Source organism: Arthrobacter sp. 001422645 (assembly GCF_059816125.1).
Genome location: NZ_JCBANT010000009.1, coordinates 1 through 18367, shown reverse-complemented (window position 1 = coordinate 18367; position 18367 = coordinate 1). Strand labels below are relative to the sequence as shown.

The window sequence follows — 18367 nt, the reverse complement described above, 5'->3', positions numbered from 1 at the left end:
TTCCGGACCCCGGACTGACTTTTCAATGGATCCAGCATGTCTCTTCGCAGGCCAACTCCCGCGCCCGCGGCCTCGCCCCACGTTGCCGACGGCATTCCCCCGGAGCTCCTTGTCAGGGCGCTGTCCGCAACGTCCGAAATCTCGCTGATCACGGATGCTGCGCAGAACATCCTGCACGCCAGCCGCTCCTTCAGTACCATCACCGGGTACTCGGAAGCCGAGGTGCTGGGCAGTAACTGCCGGATCCTCCAGGGGCCGGGTACAGCGCCGGAGGCCGCCGCGACCATCCGGGACGCATTGGCGCGCGGGGAACAGTTCCGCGGGGACATCCTCAACTACCGCAAGGACGGGTCACCGTTCTGGAACGCACTGACCATCACGCCGCTCCTGGACGAGGACGGTCACGTGACACACTTCGTCAGCGTGCAGCGGGACATTAATGCCCGGATGGCACTGCACGAACAGCTCCGCTTCCAGGCCACCCACGATCAGCTGACAGGCCTGCCCAACCGCGCGGCCCTGGACGGACACCTCGCCAAGTCGCTGGATCCCGACGGCGGCTCCCGTCCCGCCGTCGCCGTCGGGCTGATTGACCTGGACCGGTTCAAGGAAGTGAACAATGCCCTGGGTCACGAGGCCGGCGACGTCATCCTGAAAAGCTGGGCGGCCAGGATGCAGGCGCGGCTCCAGCCGGCCGAGTTCCTCGCCCGGATGGGCGGCGACGAATTTGTGCTTGTGGTTGAAGGGGCAGGCGGGGATGACGCCGCGGCGACATTGGCCGGTGTGCTCCGCCGGCTCGGGCGCAGTGTCGATGAACCCTTCGAAGTGGCAGGGGAAACGATTTCCCTGACCATGAGCGCGGGGCTGGCATGTTCGCCCCGGGACGGCAATGACATGCGAACCCTGCTGCGCGGCGCCGACGCGGCCCTCAATGTGGCTAAAGCGCGAACCGCGGGAACGCAGGGCTGGTGGGAACTTTCCGGGGACGCGTCGGACGCGGCTCCGGCCCCCGCGCCGACAGCCGGCGCACCCGCCGGGGTGTCGACGTCGGCAGACCCGGCCGGCGACGTCGTTGCCTCGTACAAGGAGGAGCTGTTCGACGGCGGGCTGGAAATGTTCATGCAGCCCGTGGTGGACCTTCACGCCGGCAGCGTTTATCTCTTCGAGTCGCTGGCCCGGCTGCGGCTGCGCGACGGCAGCCTTGTGCCGCCGGCAACATTCCTCCCGCACCTCAGCCCGGCGGAGACGGACATGCTGTTCGGGGTGGGACTCGATCAGGTGCTGGCCTGCCTTGCGGCCTGGGACGGGCTGGGCCTGTCCGCCAAGGTCTCCATTAACATTGCGCCGTCCAGCCTGCTGGGCCCGGACTGCGTGCGTTTCGTTGAAGAGGCCCTCCGACGTCACACGATCGCTCCGCCGCGGCTGGTCCTGGAACTGCTCGAGACCGAGACCACGGACTGGGACCTGCTCCGGGGCCCCCTGGACCGCCTGGTCGAGCTGGGCGTCGGACTTGCCATGGACGATCTGGGCGCGGGCTACAGCAGCCTGAAGCGGCTGTCCATGCTGCCCTTCACGGCGGTCAAAATCGACAGGGACATGCTCACCGGCCTGCGCACCAGCCCGCTGGAGACCCTCAGCCTCATCGCCACGCTGGTGCAGATTGGCAGGGATTTCGACCTGTCGGTCGTGGCAGAGGGGCTGGAGGACCTCGGCATGACCGAAGCCGTGGCCGTGCTCGGAGCCAGGTACGGCCAGGGGTACCATCTCGCCCGCCCAATGCCTGCCGCCGAGGTGCCGGGCTGGACGGCGGACTTCGAACCGCGCGAATCCGCCCGCCAGGTCACCACGGCCCTCGGAGCCCTGGCTTTCCACTGGAAGTTCCTTCGCCTCGGATCCCCGCACCCGCACCGCATCCAGGACTGCCCCTTGACGGATTACCTCGATTCCCGCGGCGGACGGCAGGGCGACGTCCACCGCTGGCACGCGCAGCAGCACCGGGCCGACAGCAGTTCCGGCGCCAGCCGGATGATCGTGGACTGGCTGATCCGGGAAATCCGGCGCGAGGCCTAGACGTCGAAGTGCGTCCTGGCCGGCCCCTTGCCCAGTGATTCCACGACGCCGGCGGCCACCACATGCAGCTTGATGTTGCGCGCGCTGGACGCGGCCTTGAGGAGCTCAAAGGCGGCGTCCTGGCTGCAGCGGTTCTGCGCCATGATGATGCCTACCGCGACGTCGATGCCGGTCCGAGTCTCCAGGGTGGCCCTGAGGTTCGCCGCTGTGTCGCTGTAGTTCGCGAAACGCACGGCGAGGCGCAGTGCCATGGACGTCTGGCTCACGAAGTTCCGGGCCAGGTCCATCGCCCTGCCGTCGAACCGGCCGGACCGGTGCGAGTACAGGTTGAGGGCCGCGCGGGTGTCGCCGTCCAGCAGGAACGGAAGGGCCAGAATCGAGCGGACGCCGTGGCCCCGGACGGTGGCGGCGTATTGCGGCCAGCGTCCGCAATCCTCAAGGTCACGGATATGAACAGTTTCCTGTTCCCGGGAGGCCGTCACACACGGGCCGTCACCGAAGGTGTACTGGATTTCGTCCATGACCTGGGCTTCCGGGCTGCTGCTGGCCACCGTCGCGGCCTTGCGGTGGCGGAAGAGCGTGATCCCGCAGAGGATCTCGTCACCGGGTTCCGAGAGGCTGCAGGCGGATACCCGCGCCAATTCGCCCAGGAACTCCTCAACGTCGGAGCTGCTGAGCACCAGTTCATTGAAGTGCTGATTGGTTGATGTCGCGTCTGTGTAAGCTGCGGTTGATTCGCTAACCACTGTCTCGTCGTGCCGTTTCACTCAGGTCAAAACGATCCGGACAGGCCACCGACGTGCGGGAAGCTGCAACGGCGGGCGGCCGGATCGAAGAACAATCCAACGGCCCGCTGCAGAACCGTACCGGAAAATTATATACAGCCGCTTCACGCCTGTCCGTCCGGTCCGGCGCAGCCCGCAACCCGCCAGGCAATGCCGGGCAGCGGACGTACCCTAGGACATAACTCGACTCTCGAACGGAAACTCCATGCCAGAGCTCGATATACGGGAACCGCGCTCCCAGCCCCTCGCCATCTCAGAAGCCGCCCACCGGCCCGCGGACGAGGTTCTGAAGGGGCTGGGATCCGGCGTGGAGGGACTCAGTGGCGGCGAGGCCGCCCGGCGCCTCGCGGAGCTGGGACCGAACGCGTTACGTACCCACCAGGCCAGCGGATGGTCTGTCCTGGGCCGGCAGCTGCGCAGCCCTATCCTGATCCTGCTGCTCGTGACGGCCGGACTCTCGCTCTTCCTCGGCGACGCCACGAACTCAATCGTGATCGGCGTCATCCTGCTGGTTAGCGTCGGCCTCGGCTTCAGCAACGAATTCCGCGCCGAACGGGCCGCGGAGGCGCTGCACTCCCGGGTCACCCACCGCGCAGTCGTGGTCCGCGACGGGACCCCCCAGGAAGTGGACGTCACCGCCCTGGTGCCTGGCGACGTCGTGCATCTGGCCATTGGCGCGATAATCCCCGCCGACATAAGGCTGCTGAGCGCCGAAGACCTGCTGTGCGATGAAAGCATCCTCACCGGGGAATCAATGCCAGCCGGTAAGGACCCCGCCCCGGTCCCCGCCGCCGCAGCGCTGGGGGACCTGACATCGTGCCTGTTCATGGGAACAGTGATCCAGGCCGGGAACTGCGCCGGTGTGGTGGTCTCCACCGGCGGGCGGGCCGAATTTGGCCGGATCGCCCTGGCCCTCGGCGAGCGTCAGCCCCAGACCGAATTCCAGCGGGGCCTCCAGGGCTTCTCCTACCTGCTGCTCCAGGTGGCGATCGGCCTCACGTCCCTGATCTTCCTCGCAAACCTGTTACTGCAACGGCCCGTCATCGAGTCGCTGCTCTTCTCGCTCGCGATCGCCGTCGGGATCACACCGCAGCTGTTGCCCGCCATCGTCAGCACCAGCCTGGCCACCGGAACCCGGCAGCTGGCCAAGCGCAAGGTCCTGGTCAAACGCCTGGTCTGCATTGAGGACCTCGGCGACATGGATGTCCTGGTGACAGACAAGACCGGGACGCTGACGGATGGCCGGATCAGCTTCACCGCGGCCCTGCCCACCGGCCCAGGGATCTCCGCCAGCGACTTGCTGACCCTGGGGCTGCTCGCCACCGAAGCCGACTATACGGAATCCCAGGCGTCCCCTGTGGGCCTGAATCCGCTTGACGCCGCGCTGTGGACTTCCACCGACGCCGCAACTTTCGCGCCTGCCCGGTATGTGCGCCTCGACGTCATCGACTTCGACCATCTGCGGCGGCGGACCAGCGTGCTGGTCAGCGAAGCCGGCGCCGCCGCCCGCATCGTCACGAAGGGCTCACCGGAAGATGTCCTGGCGCTCTGCGGGGACACGCCGGCCAGTGTGCAGGCGATGCTGGATGAACAGTTCAATGCCGGATCCCGGGTGTTGGCCGTCGCCACCAGGGCCGCCGATGGCCTGTCCGCGATCGGGCCCGCCGACGAAAAGGACCTGGTCCTCGCCGGGTTCCTCATCTTCCTGGACAGGCCCAAAGCCAACGTCCGCGCCTCCCTGGACAGGCTCGAGGAGCTCGGCATCACGGTCAAGATCGCTACCGGGGACAATCCCAAGGTGGCCGAAAAGGTCTGCGACGAACTCGGGGTACTCTCCGGCGGTACCCTGACCGGCGGCGACGTCGAGGCCCTGTCGGATCCGGAACTTGCTGCTGCTGCGCGCGAGGCCAGCATCTTCGCCCGCGTCTCGCCCGAACAGAAGGCCCGGATCATCCGGCTGCTGCGGCGAAGCGGTGGGTCCGTCGGATTTATGGGCGACGGCGTCAACGACGCGCTGGCGCTGCACGCGGCGGATGTCGGCATCTCCGTCGACAGCGCCACCGACGTCGCAAAGGATGCCGCCGACGTGGTGCTGCTGGACAAGGACCTGGGAGTCCTTGCCGAAGGCGTGATGGAAGGCCGGCGGATCTTTGCCAACACCATCAAATACGTGCTTATGGGCACATCCAGCAACTTTGGAAACATGTTCAGCGCCGCGATCGCCTCCGTGGTCTTGAGCTTCCTGCCGATGCTGCCGGGGCAGATCCTGCTGAACAACCTGCTGTACGACGCCGGCCAGCTCGCTATCCCGGGGGACCGGGTGGACCCTGAACAGCTCCTGGCGCCGTCGCACTGGGACATCGGGTTCATCCGGCGGTTTATGTTCCTTTTCGGTCCCATCAGCTCACTGTTCGATTTCGCCACGTTCGCCCTGATGCTGTTCGTCTTCGATGCCGTTCCGGGCGAGTTTCGCGCCGGCTGGTTCATAGAGTCGATCGTCACGCAGACGCTGATCATCTTCGTCATCCGGACCCGGCGAGTGCCCTTCTTCCGTAGCCGCCCGTCGGTGGGCCTCGTCGGCGCGTCCCTTGGCGTCATGGCTCTCGGCGTTTACCTTCCGCTCTCGCCCCTGGCCGGTGTGCTTGGATTCGATCCGTTGCCCGTTCCCTTCTTCCTCGCCCTGTTGGGGATGGCAGTGGTGTACCTGGTGATGGTGGAAATGGCGAAACTCTGGTTCTATGCCCGCGCGGCGCAGCAGCCTGTCCCGCCCCGGACGGCAGCGGTGCGGCGCCGCGGCCGGACCCACCACATTGCGCGCCGGGCAGCGCGGTTCAGCACTGCGAAAGCCGGCCCCTTGCTCCACTACCGGGGACCGGGGTGGCGGCGTCGCCAAACCGGGCATAAAGGCCCTCACGTACCGAGGGTTCCTGTCAGATAGTGGGAGGGAGAGGCCAATCGGTCGATTTCCCAGCCTGCGGAGCGCACGCCTGGATGAAGGCCACGGCCGGCACCTCGACTGGAAAGCCTAACCGATGAGCATTTTCGAAGACAGGGTCGACGCCGGCCGGCAACTGGGCCGACGGCTCGCGGACCTGCGGGGCCAGGACATCGTGGTCCTGGGCCTGCCGCGTGGCGGGGTCCCGGTGGCCTTCGAGGTCGCCGCCGCCCTCGACGCACCGCTGGACGTGATCGTAGTGCGGAAGCTGGGGCTTCCCTACCAGCCCGAGCTTGCCATGGGAGCGATCGGGGAGGGTGGCGCCCGCGTGCTGGAGGAGCGCGTGCTGGCGCATGCCCGGGTCAGTGACACGGAGCTGCAGGCCGTCGAGGACCATGAACGTGCTGTCTTGGAGAACCGTGTGGCCCGGTTCCGGAAGGGCCGGACCCGGCAGGACCTCACCGGACGCATCGCGGTGATAGTCGACGACGGGATCGCCACCGGGTCCACTGCCAGGGTCGCCTGCCGGATAGCCCGGCAGCTTGGTGCCGCGAGGGTAATCCTCGCTGTTCCGGTGGCCCCCGCCGACACCCTCGGGAGCCTGACCGAGCCGGACGAAATAGTCTGCCTCGCCACCCCGCACCACTTCTCCGCGGTGGGTTACCACTACCGCGATTTCTCGCCCACCGAGGACGACGAAGTGGTGCAGCTGCTCGACGCGGCGGCCAAGCGCCTGCGGAATTCCCAGCCGGCGCCATGGAATCCCTCCGCGGCCGGCGCGGAGGACCCGGCGGAGATCGACGAGGAAGTCGAGATCCCGTCGCGCGGGGTGCGGCTCCAAGGCCAGCTGCACCTGCCGGTCCCGGCCCGGGGGGTGGTGCTGTTCGCGCACGGCAGCGGCAGCAGCCGCCACAGCCCGCGGAACAGGTATGTTGCCGGGGTGCTGCAGCAGGCCGGACTCGGCACACTGCTGCTGGATCTGCTGACCCCGACGGAGGAACGGCACCGGGCCAATGTTTTCGATATCGAACTGCTGGCCCGCAGGCTGTCCTCAGCCACGGACTGGCTCGCCACGCGGCAGGACACGGCCTCCTGCACTATCGGCTATTTCGGTGCCAGCACCGGTGCCGGGGCCGCGCTCTGGGCAGCATCCGAACCAACCGCCAGGATCGATGCCGTCGTTTCCCGCGGCGGCCGCCCTGATCTGGCGGGGCCCAGGTTGTCCGCCGTCCGGGCGCCCACGCTCCTTATCGTGGGCAGCTATGACTACGAAGTGCTGGAGCTCAACCGCAAGGCGAAGTCCATGATGCGCTGTCCCAACCAGCTGGCCGTGGTCCAGGGCGCCACGCATCTCTTTGAAGAACCCGGCACATTGGCGGCGGCAGCCATCCTCGCCAGGGACTGGTTCGTCGACTACCTGCTGCAGGCCGAAACCGAACTCCGGAAGTAGGCGCGTCAGACCCCGTGGGCCTTGTGGTGGCCGCCTGCGCGGTGGCGGAAGGCGTAGATCAGCAAAGCCACCCCGGCGAGCACCAGCAGCACGGGGACGAAAAATTCGCTGGCGGTGAGCAGAACCGTGGCCTGCAAGGCGAAGATCAGCCCCAGCACGGCGAGTACCGCGGCCGGAATCAACGGCCACTTCATCCTTGCTGGTTCCGCCGGCGCTTGCTGGCCTGGCTGACCGTGCGGACCGGGGAAAGCCTCAGCCGGGCCCGGTCTGTGCTCGGGGCGGACGGGAACCAGGGCGAGCGCCGCGAACGTGGCAGCCAGGCCCAGGAACAGGACCGCGGCAACGGGCATGCCGCCCCAGGCCGGCGGGAGGGCCACCACGAGTGAGAGTGTCAGCATCACGCCGCAGGGGATCAGCGCCCACCAGTTGGCCGGTTCGCGCACGTACACCGCGGCGAAACCTGCGCCCATGAACAGGAACAGGGAGGCGCCCGCCCAGTACGCCGCCGGTCCCGGCCAGAGCTGGGTGACCAGGATGACCGCCGCCAGCCCCAGGAAAACGGAGCCGGGAATGGCGGCCCACCAGTCATCGCGGCTGCGGAAGAACAGGGTCAGGAAAGCCGTTCCGGCTGCCGCGAAAATGAGCGGCCACACGAGGGCCGCGCTGTCGAGGATCCCAAGCAGATCCAGCAGCAGCAGGACGCCCGCCGCCATCAGTGCGAGACCGGCGATGATGCTGGTCTTCGCTGAATTCACAGTGTGGCTCCCTCCGCCCGGGACTTGATACCCAGGAGCATGCGCCGTTCCATGACGAACTGCAGCGGTTCCAGCAAAGGCCGGAGGATGAGTCCCACGGGCAGGGGCGAATAGTCATACCGCGTCCGGGACAGCAGCCGCGTGGTGCGCTCATCGACGGGTTCCAGCACAAATGTCCAGCTGATCTCCAAACGCGGGCCCGCGGCCGGAGTACCGGCTGGGATGTTCTTTCCGGTGCGCGGATCCATGGTGCCGCCGAGAGCCAGCACGGATTCGGCCACGATTTGCCGCACCGGAATCCCGACGTCGGGGCCCAGCGGAATGGCATCGCCGACGTCGAGCATCTGGTGTTCGGGAAGGATCCGGTCGGCGCTGTGGATGCCGAGGCCGGCGGCGTTCTCCAGCAGGTCGTAGCTGTACATTCCGCCGCGTCCGGCGCCCAGCTGGACGAGCCAGGGCCAGACGCTCGCGGCCGGTGCATTGATGGTGACGGCACGGGTGCTCTGCATCCGCGGTGTCGGTACGAGGTCATCGCCGGGAAGCGGGCCGGCGGACTCCTGGGTGCTTGCACCCCACTGCAACAGCCGGGGCCGGACTGCCAGGACGTAGCAGGCGGCCGCCGCCGCCGCGGCAAGGCCCGCCAGGGGGCCGCGGAGCCGGAGGGATGCAGGGGCCCGGTTCATCCGCCCGGCCGGGTTTTGCCCGTGTCCTCACCGACGACCAGGACCGGGCAGTGGGCATGGGCCGCGCAGGCGCCGCTGACCGACCCCATGATCTGCGCGAGGAAGCCGCCGCGGCCCCGCCGGCCGACCACCAGGAGTTGGGCGTCCCGGCTTTCCTCCACCAGGACCTTCGCCGGCGGGCCGAACTTCACGGTCCGGGTCAGGCCCTCCGGGACGGCGCCGCCGAAGGCCCGGTCCAGGGACTCGTCGACGAGGCGCTTCGCTGTCTCTTCAAGCTCGGTGGTGGTGGGGGAACTCTCTTCGGGCAGATGGGACGCCAGGAAGAGATCCGAGGTGCCGAGGCAGGTGACCACCGCCAGCGGCGCATCGAGGCTCCTGGCCAGGCGCCCGGCGAGCCGGAGCGCCGTCGTCGAGAAATCCGAACCGTCCACACCCACGACTATCCGCTGATCAGCGTTCATGGCACCAGCCTGCCCGGTCCGCCCGGCACCGCCTAGGGCCAAAAGTCACCCGGGAAGTCGACCCGCGGCGAGGGCGCGGGGACCCGGGGCTGTGCACCGTCCGCCTGCCCCTCTAGGGTGGAACAAACCCGTCACACAACCCCACCCCAAGGAGTGCTGATGAAAGTTGCTGTTACCGGAGGAAGCGGAAAGCTGGGCCGGAGCGTTGTCCGGCGGCTGAGCGAGGAGGGCCACGACGTCACCAACCTGGACCGCGACGGCGAGCGCGGACACAGGTTTACCAAGGTGGACCTGCGCAACTACGGCCAGGTGGTGGACGTGTTCCTGGGCTTGGAGGACCGGCACTCGGGGTTTGATGCGGTGGTGCACCTCGCCGCGATACCGGCCCCCGGCCTCGCGCCGGACGCCGGCACTTTCGAGAACAACATGCAGGCCACGTACAACGTGTTCCAGGCGGCGCGTCGGGCCGGGATCAAAAAGATTGTCTACGCATCCAGCGAGACGGTGCTGGGACTGCCCTTCGACGTCGATCCTCCCTATATACCGGTGGACGAGGAGTACCCGGCCCGGCCGGAAAGCACCTACTCCCTGGTGAAGCACCTCGAGGAGCAGATGGCTATCCAACTCACCCGCTGGGATCCGGAGCTAAGCATCACCGGCCTGCGCTTTTCGAACGTGATGGACCCGCAGGACTACGAGGAATTCCCGGGCTTCGACGCCGACGCCAGGCAGCGCAAGTGGAACCTCTGGGGCTACATCGACGGGCGGGACGGGGCACAGGCGGTATCCCGGGCCCTTGAGCACGGCACCCCGGGGTTTGAGGCGTTCATCATTGCCAACGCGGACACGGTGATGAGCCGTTCCAGCGCCAGTCTGGCCGCGGAGGTGTTCCCGGACGTGCCCGTGGTGAAGGAACTCGGAGAGCACGAAACCCTGCTCTCCATCGACAAGGCCAAACGCCTGCTGGGCTACGCGCCGGAGCACAGCTGGCGGAGCTACCACCCGCTCCGCACCACTCCCACCGAAGACTGAGGAGCCCCATGCACTACCGCACCCTGGGCACCAGCGGCGCCGTTGTCTCCAGCTACGCGCTGGGCACCATGACCTTCGGCGCCGAGTCCACCGAGGAGCAGTCCCACGCGATCCTTGACCACTACGTCGCGGCGGGCGGCAATTTTATCGACACCGCCGATGTCTACGCCGCAGGGGTCTCGGAGGAGATCATCGGCCGCTGGTTCGCCGCGCGCCCGGACGCCCGGGACCGCGTCGTGCTCGCCACCAAGGGCCGCTTCCCGATGGGCGCGGCCCCGAACGACGTCGGCACCTCCCGGCGGCACCTTAATCGCGCGCTGGATGACTCGCTGCGCCGTCTGGGCGTGGAACAGATCGACCTGTACCAGTTGCATGCCTGGGATCCGATCACGCCGCTGGAGGAATCCCTGCGGTTCCTGGACGATGCCGTCGGCAGCGGGAAGATCGCCTATTACGGGTTCTCGAATTTCCTGGGCTGGCAGCTGACGAAGGCCGTCCACGTGGCGCGCGCCCACGGCTGGAGCGGGCCGGTGACGCTGCAGCCGCAATACAGCCTGCTGGTCCGCGAAATCGAGTCCGAGATTGTTCCGGCCTCGCTCGACGCCGGGATCGGCCTGCTGCCGTGGTCGCCGCTGGGCGGGGGCTGGCTGTCCGGAAAGTACCGGCGGGACCAGCCGCCCGCCGGCGCCACCCGGCTGGGTGAAAACCCGGAACGCGGCATGGAAGCCTGGAAGGCCCGGAATGCCGACCCGCGCACCTGGGAAATCGTGGAGGCAGTGCACGACATCGCCGGCCGCCACGAGGCAAGTGCCGCCCAGGTGTCTTTGGCCTGGCTGGCCGAACAGCCGGCCGTAACCTCCGTGATCCTGGGTGCGCGGAGCACGGAACAGCTCGCCGACAATCTCGCGGCCGCGGATCTCCTGCTGACCGAGGGGGAACTGATGCGGCTGAGCGAGGTGAGCCGGCCGCGCGTCGGGGTCTACCCGTACGGACCGCTGGCCCAGGAGCAGCGCAGCCGGAAGCTCAACGGCGGCCGCTAAGGGGCGGGCGCGGCGGGCTGCTGGTGCCTGGACCAGATGTCGCCCATCTCCTCGGTGGACTGCTCCACGATCCGGCTCATCGCGGCCTGGGCCGCCGCCGCCTCGCCGCGCTGGATGGCGCTGGCCACATCCACATGCAGCTGAAGCGCTTCATGGTGCGGCAGGTGCGGCATCAGGCCGTGCTCGGTGCGCCCCGTCAGGACCTCGGTCACGAGGTTGTGCAACTGGGAAAACATGGCGTTTCCGGAAGCCTTGAGCACGGCGGCGTGGAATTCGATGTCGAGCCGGAGGAATTCGTCGTGGTCTCCGCGCTGCCCCGCTGCCCAGAGCCTGGCCGCTTGGGAGACGAGGTCGCTGCCGGCGTCCAAGGAGGCACGCCCGGCGGCCAGACGCGCGGCGTGGGGTTCGATGGCTCCGCGGAGTTCGTTCAAGGCCTGCAGCTGCTCCAGCCGTTTGGATGAGGCGAGCCGCCAGCGGATTACCTGCGGATCGTAGGCGTTCCAGGAATCTTCCGGCTGGACTACGGTGCCCAGACGGCGTCGTGATTCCAGCATGCCCTTGGAGGAGAGCACCCGGGTGGCTTCCCGGACCACCGAACGGGACACGCTGTGCTGCGCCTCAAGCTCGTCCAGGCGCAGGATCGAGTGCGGCGCCAGGGTCCCCTCGGCAATAGCGAGTCCCAGGTTTTGGACCAGCACGGAATGCAGGTCAGCTGAGGACTCCGCCTTTGGGGTTTTCATAAATAAATCATACGGGTGAGGCGCAAGGGGTTGTTTAAGTCTGCTTTATTTCTCTAAGATCGCTTCCAGAGCAGATGTAAAGATGCATTTGCAGCCGGCTGGACTGTGACGCCCAGCCCTGAAGAACCAAGGGAGTCGTAATGAAGCGACGTTCGATCGTGCAGTACGCGGCTGTCGCCGCGGCCCTGTCTCTGGGCCTCACCGCCTGCGGCGGAGCCAGCGGCAGCAGCGATGCCAAAGCCGCCGGCACCGTCCGGGTCACCCTCGCAAACCACGTCTGGACCGAGGGCATCAAGGCCGCGATTCCGGAATTCGAGAAGTCCAGCGGCCTCAAGGTCGAGCTGACGCAGCTCGGCGAGGACCAGCTTTCTGACCAGTACAACGTCAAGCTCAATGCCGGCAGCGACGAGATCGACGTCATGATGTACCGCCCGCTGCAGGAGGGCAAGGCGTTCGCCAAGAACGGCTACCTCGCCGACCTGACGTCCAAGGTTTCCTCGGACACCGGCTGGGACTGGAAGGACTACCAGGAGGGCCCGGTCAAGGCCACAACGGCTGACGGCAAGGTGGTGGGCGTCCCGATCATCACCGAACGCGAAGTGCTCTACTACCGCAAGGACCTGCTGAAGGCGGCCGGCCTTGAAGTGCCCAAGACCATGGAAGAGCTCGAAGCAGCGGCCAAGGCCATCAAAGCTTCCTCGCCGGGCACCGCAGGCTTTGTGGCCCGCACCGGCAAATCCGCCGCCGTCACCCAGTTCTCCAGCTTCCTGTACAGCTTCGGCGGCGACTTCACGGATGCCAGCGGCAAGTCCGCCGTCAACACCGACGCCGCCAAGAAGGCCTACGCGTACTACGGCGGCCTGATCAAGAACTACGGCCCGGCCAACGTCAGCACCGACATGAGCTGGCCCGAGGCGATGGCCATCTTCACCCAGGGCAAAGCCGCCTTCTACACCGAAGCCGACTCGCTCTACAAGAACGCCACCGACCCGGCCAAGTCCAAGGTCGCGGACACGGTCGGCTTCGCCGCGCTCCCCGCCGGCCCGGCCGGTTCCAAGCCGTACAACATCCCGTCGTGGGGCCTCGCCGTCAACGAAGCCTCGGGCAACCAGGACAACGCCTGGAAGTTCATCCAGTGGGCCACCAGCAAGGAACGCACCCTGGAAGCACAGAAGGCCGGTGTCCCCGGACCCCGCACCTCCGTCTGGGCCGACCCCGCCGGCACCTCCACCTACCCGGCGGACCTGGCCGAGGCCATCGCCGCCAGCGCCAAGAACGGCGTCGGCCACGACCGCCCCGAGGTGGTCACGGTAGGCAAGGCCCGCGAAATCGTGGGCGGACCGATCGTAGCCACCATCACCGGTGAAGACGCTTCCGCAGCAGCCGACACGGCCCACGACGCCTTCCAGAAGTTCCTGGACAGCGAAAAGAAGTAACGCGCCCGGCGCACTTCGCGCCCGATGCATCACCAGCCCGGCGGGGCGGCAGCCCGAACCGCCGCCCCGCCGGGCCAGCTCTTCACTTCACCCCCGACTCCTTAGGTGAACCATGTCTGTATTGACCCCTCCCCGCAGCGCGCAGTCCCAGCCGCCGTCCAGCCGCAACGCCGGCCGCGCGGCCGGTGCCCGTGAGAATTTCTCCGCCTGGGCGAACCAGCACCGCAAGTGGCTTTTCGCGGCCCCCGCCATGATCTTCGTGGGCGTCCTGATCATCTTTCCGCTGGCCTGGACCCTTTACCTGAGCCTCACCGATTCGCAGGGCTCGGTCCGGGCTGCCTCCGAGTTCATCGGCCTGGAAAACTACGTCACGGTCCTGTCCGACGTCGAACGCTTCTGGCCCGCCGTCGGACGCACGCTGACGTTCACCGGAGTCGCTCTGGTTTGCGAGGTGGTCCTGGGCATGTGTATCGCGCTGCTGCTATGGCGCCCCTTCCGCGGTGAGAAGTGGGTCCGCGTGGCCATTCTCCTGCCGCTCGTCGCCACCCCGGTAGCTGTCGGCATGATGTGGCGGCTGATCTTCGATCCCAACATCGGCTTCGTCAACCAACTGCTGGGCATGGTCGGCATCCCGCCCCAGCCGTGGCTGTCCGGACAGGACACCGCGCTGGGCACCACAATCTTCATGGACGTGTGGCAGTGGACGCCCATGGTGGTGCTGATCCTGCTCGCCGGCCTGACCTCCCTGTCCGAGGAGCCCGACGAGGCAGCCCGGATGGACGGCGCCAACGCCTTCCAGCGCTTCTTCTTCATCACGTTGCCCCTCATGATGCCGACCGTGATTGTGGCCATCCTGCTCCGGGGCATCGACGCCCTGAAGACCTTCGACATCCTGTACGCCACCAAGGGCAAGGGCGGCGGTTCCTTCCACGAGGTGGAGACCCTCAACGTCTACGCCTACGGCCTGAGCTTCGACTACAACCAGTACGGGCTCTCCTCCGCGGTGCTGATCCTGTTCTTCATGATCATCATCGGCTCCATGTGGCTGCTGACCATGCGCAAGAAAGCGGTAAGCAAATGACCGTACTGTCTGAAAACACAGAACACACCGAAAAGACCGAACCCCGGTCCGCAACCCCCGCCCGGCCCGCACCGGCCCCCCGCCGCCGCAAACCCCTCGGCACGCGCGCCTACAAGGCCTTCCGCGTCGCCGCCCTGATCGCCGTCGTGCTGTTCCTGGTGGCCCCGCTGTTCTGGATGCTGCTGGCATCCTTCAAGACCAACGTGGACATCTACGACACCGGCAAGTCGTTCTTCTTCACCCCCACGGGCGAGAACTACGCGAACGTGCTGCAGCGCAACAACTACTTCGTCTTTATCTTCAACAGCTTCTGGGTGGCCTTCGTCTCCACGGTCCTGTCCCTGGTCCTCGGTGTTCCGGCGGCCTATGCGATGAGCCGCTTCACGATGCACCGCTCGGCCCTGGTGGTCCTGATGGCCCGTGTCATTCCGGGCGTCTCCCTGCTGGTGCCCTGGTACTACGTCTTCTCCAACCTGAAGATGGTGGGCGGCTTCGAGGTCCTGATCCTCAGCCACATGTTCGTCTCGCTGCCGCTGATCGTCTACATCATGATGAGCTACTTCGACTCGCTGCCGCTGGAGCTGGAGGAATCCGCGCAGGTGGACGGGCTCACCCCGATAGGTGCATTCCGGCGCATCACCCTGCCGCTCTCGGTGGCCGGCATGGCCACCGCGGGCATCCTGTCCTTCATCTTCTCGTGGAACAACTTTATGTTCGCCCTGGTGCTTTCCGGTTCCAAGACCAAGACCCTCCCGGTCGCGATCTTCGACTTCGTCTCTTACGCCAGCATCGACTGGGGCGGGCTCATGGCGGCCGCCACGGTGGTCACCGTTCCGATCATGATCATTGCGCTCTTCACGCAGAAGTACATCGTCTCCGGCATGACCGCCGGCGCGACCAAGGGCTAGGCCACCGATGACACTCATCAGCAGGATTGAAACGTTCCTCGTCGCGCCGCGCTGGCTGTTCGTCCGGATCGAAACCGACAGCGGGATCGTCGGCTGGGGCGAGGCCAGCTGCGAAGGCCGCAGCGAAACCGTCCGCACCGCCGTCGACCAGCTCTCCGAACTCCTCATCGGCAACGATGCCCTGCGGATCGAGGACCACTGGCAGGTGATGACCAAGGGGTCCTTCTACCGCGGCGGCCCGATCCTGGCCAGCGCAGTCTCCGGGCTGGACCAGGCCCTGTGGGACATCGCCGGCAAGCACTTCGACACCCCCGTGCACCAGCTCCTGGGCGGCCACGTCCGCGACCGGATCCGGATGTACGGCTGGGTGGGCGGGGACGAGCCCAACGAGGTGGCCGACCAGATCAGCGCCCAGCTGGAGGTCGGGCTCACGGCCGTCAAAATGAACGCCAGCGGCCGGATGAGCCCCATCGCTTCCGTCGCCGAGCTCGACGGCGTCGTCCGCCGCGTCGCGGCCGCCCGCGAGGTCCTGGGCGACCACCGCGACGTCGCGGTCGACTTCCACGGCCGCTTCAGCCTGGCCAACGCCCGCCGGGTGGCACCGCTGCTGGAACCGTACCGGCCGTTCTTCCTCGAAGAGCCCGTGGTCCCGGAAAACACCCACCTGCTGCGCGAATTCACCTCGTCAACCACGACGCCGGTCTCCACCGGCGAGAGGCTCTACAGCCGGCAGGAGTTCCTGCCCGCACTGCAGGCCGGCATCGCCGTGGCCCAGCCGGACCTTTCGCACGCCGGCGGCATCACCGAGGTCCGCAAGATCGCCTCGCTCGCCGAAATCTACGAGGTCCAGCTCGCCCCGCACTGCCCGCTGGGTCCGCTGGCCCTGGCCGCCTGCCTCCAGGTGGGCTTCGCCACGCCCAACTTCCTGATCCAGGAGCAAAGCATCGGCATCCATTACAACCAGGGCGCCGAAGTCCTGGACTACGTGGTGGACAAGTCCCCGCTGAAGTTCGTGGACGGCCACATCGAACGCCTGACCGGCCCGGGTCTCGGCATCGAAATCGACGAGGCCGTGGTCCGCGCCGCGGACAAACGCGGACACGCCTGGCGCGGGCCCGTCTGGCGGCATCCCGACGGAGCCTTCGCAGAATGGTGAACGACATGACAACAGTGCTGACCCCTGAACTGCTCCTCGCGGGAATCCGGGAGACCCGCCTGGTGGCGATAGTCCGCGGCACCGACGGCGGCGCGGCCGCGAAGGCGGCCCTCGCCGCGATGGAGGAGGGCTTCCGCTTCGTCGAAATCGCCCTGACCACGCCGGACGCCCTCGCGGCGATCCGCGCAGTCCGCGCCGCCGCCCCGGCAGGCTGTTTCGTCGGCGCCGGCACGGTGCTGACGGCACAGGACGTGGACCACGTGGCCGAGGCCGGCGGCCAGTTCATGGTGACACCGTCGCTGGCCGGGTCGATCGAAGCCTCTGCTGCCCTGGGGATCCCCGTGCTGGCCGGCGCCCTGACACCCACAGAGGCCTACGATGCGATGAATCGCGGCGCCGCCGCGGTCAAGCTCTTTCCCGCCTCCATCGGCGGGCCGGGCTACCTCAAGGCGCTGCGTGACCCGTTCCCCGGGATCCCCTTCATTGCCGTCGGCGGCGTGGGGCTCGACGAGGCGGCGGGCTACTGGAACGCGGGTGCCGTCGCCGTCGGCCTCGGCGGACCGCTCTTCGGGGACGCGGGCTCTGGCGGGGATCTGGCGCCGATGCGCGAGCGGGCCCGCGCCTTCGTGGCACTCGCATCCGACTTCGATCGCCGGCTCGCCGCGGAGCGGCTGCCGTGACTTCCGGACCTGTGCTACCCGTCCCGGGGATTCCTGAGCTCCTGACCTTCGGAGAGTCGATGGTCTCGCTGCGCTCGGCCGGACCGCTGTCCGCCGGCGGCTCCCTGGCGATGCATGTGGCCGGGGCGGAATCGAACGTGGCCGTCGGAGTCGCACGGCTCGGCCACAGGGTGGGCTGGGCCGGAGTGGTGGGCGCCGACCCGCACGGAGAGTTCATCCTGCGGCAGTTGCGGAGCGAGGGCATCGGGGTGCACCACCGGGCGGACGCCTCCCGCGGCACCGGGGTGATGTTCCTGGAGCAGCGCACCGCGGACGTCACCCGTGCCTTCTACTACCGCGCGGGGTCCGCCGGATCCACACTCAGCCGAGACGACGTCGACGCCGCCTTCCGCAATGGCGCCCGCGTCCTGCACCTCACGGGAATCACGGCCGCCCTCAGCCAGGAGGCGCGGCGGGCTGTGGAATACGCGGCCGCGCGGGCTGCCGGCGAAGGGCTGGACGTTTCCCTCGACGTCAACTACCGCAGCAAGCTCTGGTCCCGGAACGAGGCGCGCGCCGTCCTCACCCCGCTGGCCCGGCATGCCAGCATCCTGATCGCCTCCGACGACGAACTTGGCTTGGTCTGCGCTGCAGACGGCGTCAACGGAACGGCCGAACCCCGTGCGGCAGACGACGCCGAAACGGCCATGGCCGCCGAACTCCTCGAGGGCGGCGTGCGGGAGGTGGTGGTCAAGCGCGGCGCGGCCGGCGCCGGGGTCCACACCGCGGCCGGCAGGTGGGAAACACCTGCCGTACCCGTCACCAGCATCGACACCGTGGGCGCCGGGGACGCCTTCACCGCCGGCTACCTCTCGGCCCTGCTCGACGGCGAGGACGTGGCCGGCCGCCTGCAGCGCGGCGCCCTCGCGGGGGCTTTCGCCGTCAGCACCGCAGGTGACTGGGAGGGCCTGCCCCGCCGGGACGAGCTCGCGCTGCTCGGGGCCACGCCCAGCGGAACCACCCAGCGCTAGGGAATGCCCGCAAGCATCCACCCGCCCTCCACCGAACTTCAACCGACACCGAAAGCCTGGACCAACTGTGAAAATCATTGCTGCTGAAGTCTTTGTGACCAGTCCTTCGCGGAACTTCGTGACCCTGCGGATCACCACGGAGGAT

The 18367-nt window shown here is 67.6% G+C and carries 16 protein-coding genes; 11 read left to right on the top strand and 5 right to left on the bottom strand.

The annotated features are described in order from the left end of the window. Positions 1 to 36 precede the first annotated feature (36 nt). Entirely contained in the window at positions 37 to 2070 is a 2034-nt protein-coding gene (locus tag AC6EUH_RS10705; protein WP_499738606.1) for a putative bifunctional diguanylate cyclase/phosphodiesterase, read from the top strand. Here the strand turns inward: AC6EUH_RS10705 and AC6EUH_RS10700 are convergent. Beyond that, positions 2067 to 2816 (bottom strand): GAF and ANTAR domain-containing protein, encoded by a 750-nt coding sequence (locus AC6EUH_RS10700; protein ID WP_056430983.1) that lies wholly within the window; start codon positions 2814 to 2816, stop codon positions 2067 to 2069. The two genes, AC6EUH_RS10705 and AC6EUH_RS10700, sit on opposite strands and share 4 nt — an antisense overlap. A gap of 244 nt (positions 2817 to 3060) precedes the next feature. Between AC6EUH_RS10700 and mgtA the strand changes: the two genes are divergently transcribed. Then, positions 3061 to 5793, top strand: coding sequence for a magnesium-translocating P-type ATPase (mgtA, locus tag AC6EUH_RS10695; protein WP_499738605.1), 2733 nt, complete (start codon positions 3061 to 3063; stop codon positions 5791 to 5793). 94 nt (positions 5794 to 5887) lie between these two features. Then, positions 5888 to 7240: a phosphoribosyltransferase gene (locus AC6EUH_RS10690; RefSeq protein WP_056430129.1), complete on the top strand. Its 1353-nt coding sequence runs from the start codon at positions 5888 to 5890 to the stop codon at positions 7238 to 7240. A gap of 5 nt (positions 7241 to 7245) precedes the next feature. Here AC6EUH_RS10690 and AC6EUH_RS10685 read toward each other — a convergent pair whose 3' ends face one another. Genes AC6EUH_RS10685 through AC6EUH_RS10675 form a run of 3 tightly spaced genes read right to left on the bottom strand, consistent with a single transcriptional unit; the run spans position 7246 to position 9139 of the window. Further along, positions 7246 to 7995, bottom strand: a complete 750-nt coding sequence (locus AC6EUH_RS10685; protein WP_499738604.1) for a hypothetical protein — start codon at positions 7993 to 7995, stop codon at positions 7246 to 7248. After that, a complete protein-coding gene (locus tag AC6EUH_RS10680) occupies positions 7992 to 8678 on the bottom strand; it encodes a hypothetical protein (RefSeq protein WP_056430122.1) in 687 nt (228 codons plus the stop codon). The genes AC6EUH_RS10685 and AC6EUH_RS10680 overlap by 4 nt, the downstream gene beginning before the upstream one ends. Then, entirely contained in the window at positions 8675 to 9139 is a 465-nt protein-coding gene (locus tag AC6EUH_RS10675) for a universal stress protein (RefSeq protein WP_056430119.1), read from the bottom strand. The genes AC6EUH_RS10680 and AC6EUH_RS10675 overlap by 4 nt, the downstream gene beginning before the upstream one ends. 159 nt (positions 9140 to 9298) lie before the next feature. Here AC6EUH_RS10675 and AC6EUH_RS10670 point away from each other — a divergent pair, with 159 nt between their 5' ends. Both AC6EUH_RS10670 and AC6EUH_RS10665 read left to right on the top strand, forming a co-directional pair. Further along, entirely contained in the window at positions 9299 to 10171 is an 873-nt protein-coding gene (locus tag AC6EUH_RS10670; protein ID WP_499738603.1) for an NAD-dependent epimerase/dehydratase family protein, read from the top strand. A gap of 8 nt (positions 10172 to 10179) precedes the next feature. Then, a complete protein-coding gene (locus tag AC6EUH_RS10665) occupies positions 10180 to 11211 on the top strand; it encodes an aldo/keto reductase (RefSeq protein WP_499738602.1) in 1032 nt (343 codons plus the stop codon). On the opposite strand, the gene AC6EUH_RS10660 is transcribed toward AC6EUH_RS10665, so the two are convergent. After that, entirely contained in the window at positions 11208 to 11951 is a 744-nt protein-coding gene (locus AC6EUH_RS10660) for a FadR/GntR family transcriptional regulator (RefSeq protein ID WP_056430110.1), read from the bottom strand. The genes AC6EUH_RS10665 and AC6EUH_RS10660 overlap by 4 nt on opposite strands. A gap of 140 nt (positions 11952 to 12091) precedes the next feature. On the opposite strand from AC6EUH_RS10660, the gene AC6EUH_RS10655 reads away from it, so the two are divergent. From AC6EUH_RS10655 to AC6EUH_RS10630, 6 genes are all read left to right on the top strand, one after another. Next, a complete protein-coding gene (locus tag AC6EUH_RS10655; RefSeq protein ID WP_499738601.1) occupies positions 12092 to 13387 on the top strand; it encodes an ABC transporter substrate-binding protein in 1296 nt (431 codons plus the stop codon). A gap of 112 nt (positions 13388 to 13499) precedes the next feature. Next, a complete protein-coding gene (locus AC6EUH_RS10650) occupies positions 13500 to 14468 on the top strand; it encodes a carbohydrate ABC transporter permease (protein WP_499738600.1) in 969 nt (322 codons plus the stop codon). After that, positions 14465 to 15376 (top strand): carbohydrate ABC transporter permease, encoded by a 912-nt coding sequence (locus AC6EUH_RS10645; RefSeq protein WP_056430103.1) that lies wholly within the window; start codon positions 14465 to 14467, stop codon positions 15374 to 15376. Before AC6EUH_RS10650 ends, AC6EUH_RS10645 begins: the two co-directional genes overlap by 4 nt. A gap of 7 nt (positions 15377 to 15383) precedes the next feature. Then, on the top strand, positions 15384 to 16532 hold the full coding sequence (gene dgoD / locus AC6EUH_RS10640) for a galactonate dehydratase (RefSeq protein ID WP_499738599.1): 1149 nt from the start codon (positions 15384 to 15386) through the stop codon (positions 16530 to 16532). A 5-nt stretch (positions 16533 to 16537) separates the two neighbouring features. Then, positions 16538 to 17212 (top strand): bifunctional 4-hydroxy-2-oxoglutarate aldolase/2-dehydro-3-deoxy-phosphogluconate aldolase, encoded by a 675-nt coding sequence (locus tag AC6EUH_RS10635; protein WP_499738598.1) that lies wholly within the window; start codon positions 16538 to 16540, stop codon positions 17210 to 17212. Next, positions 17209 to 18222: a sugar kinase gene (locus AC6EUH_RS10630; RefSeq protein WP_235500222.1), complete on the top strand. Its 1014-nt coding sequence runs from the start codon at positions 17209 to 17211 to the stop codon at positions 18220 to 18222. Before AC6EUH_RS10635 ends, AC6EUH_RS10630 begins: the two co-directional genes overlap by 4 nt. Positions 18223 to 18367 lie beyond the last annotated feature (145 nt).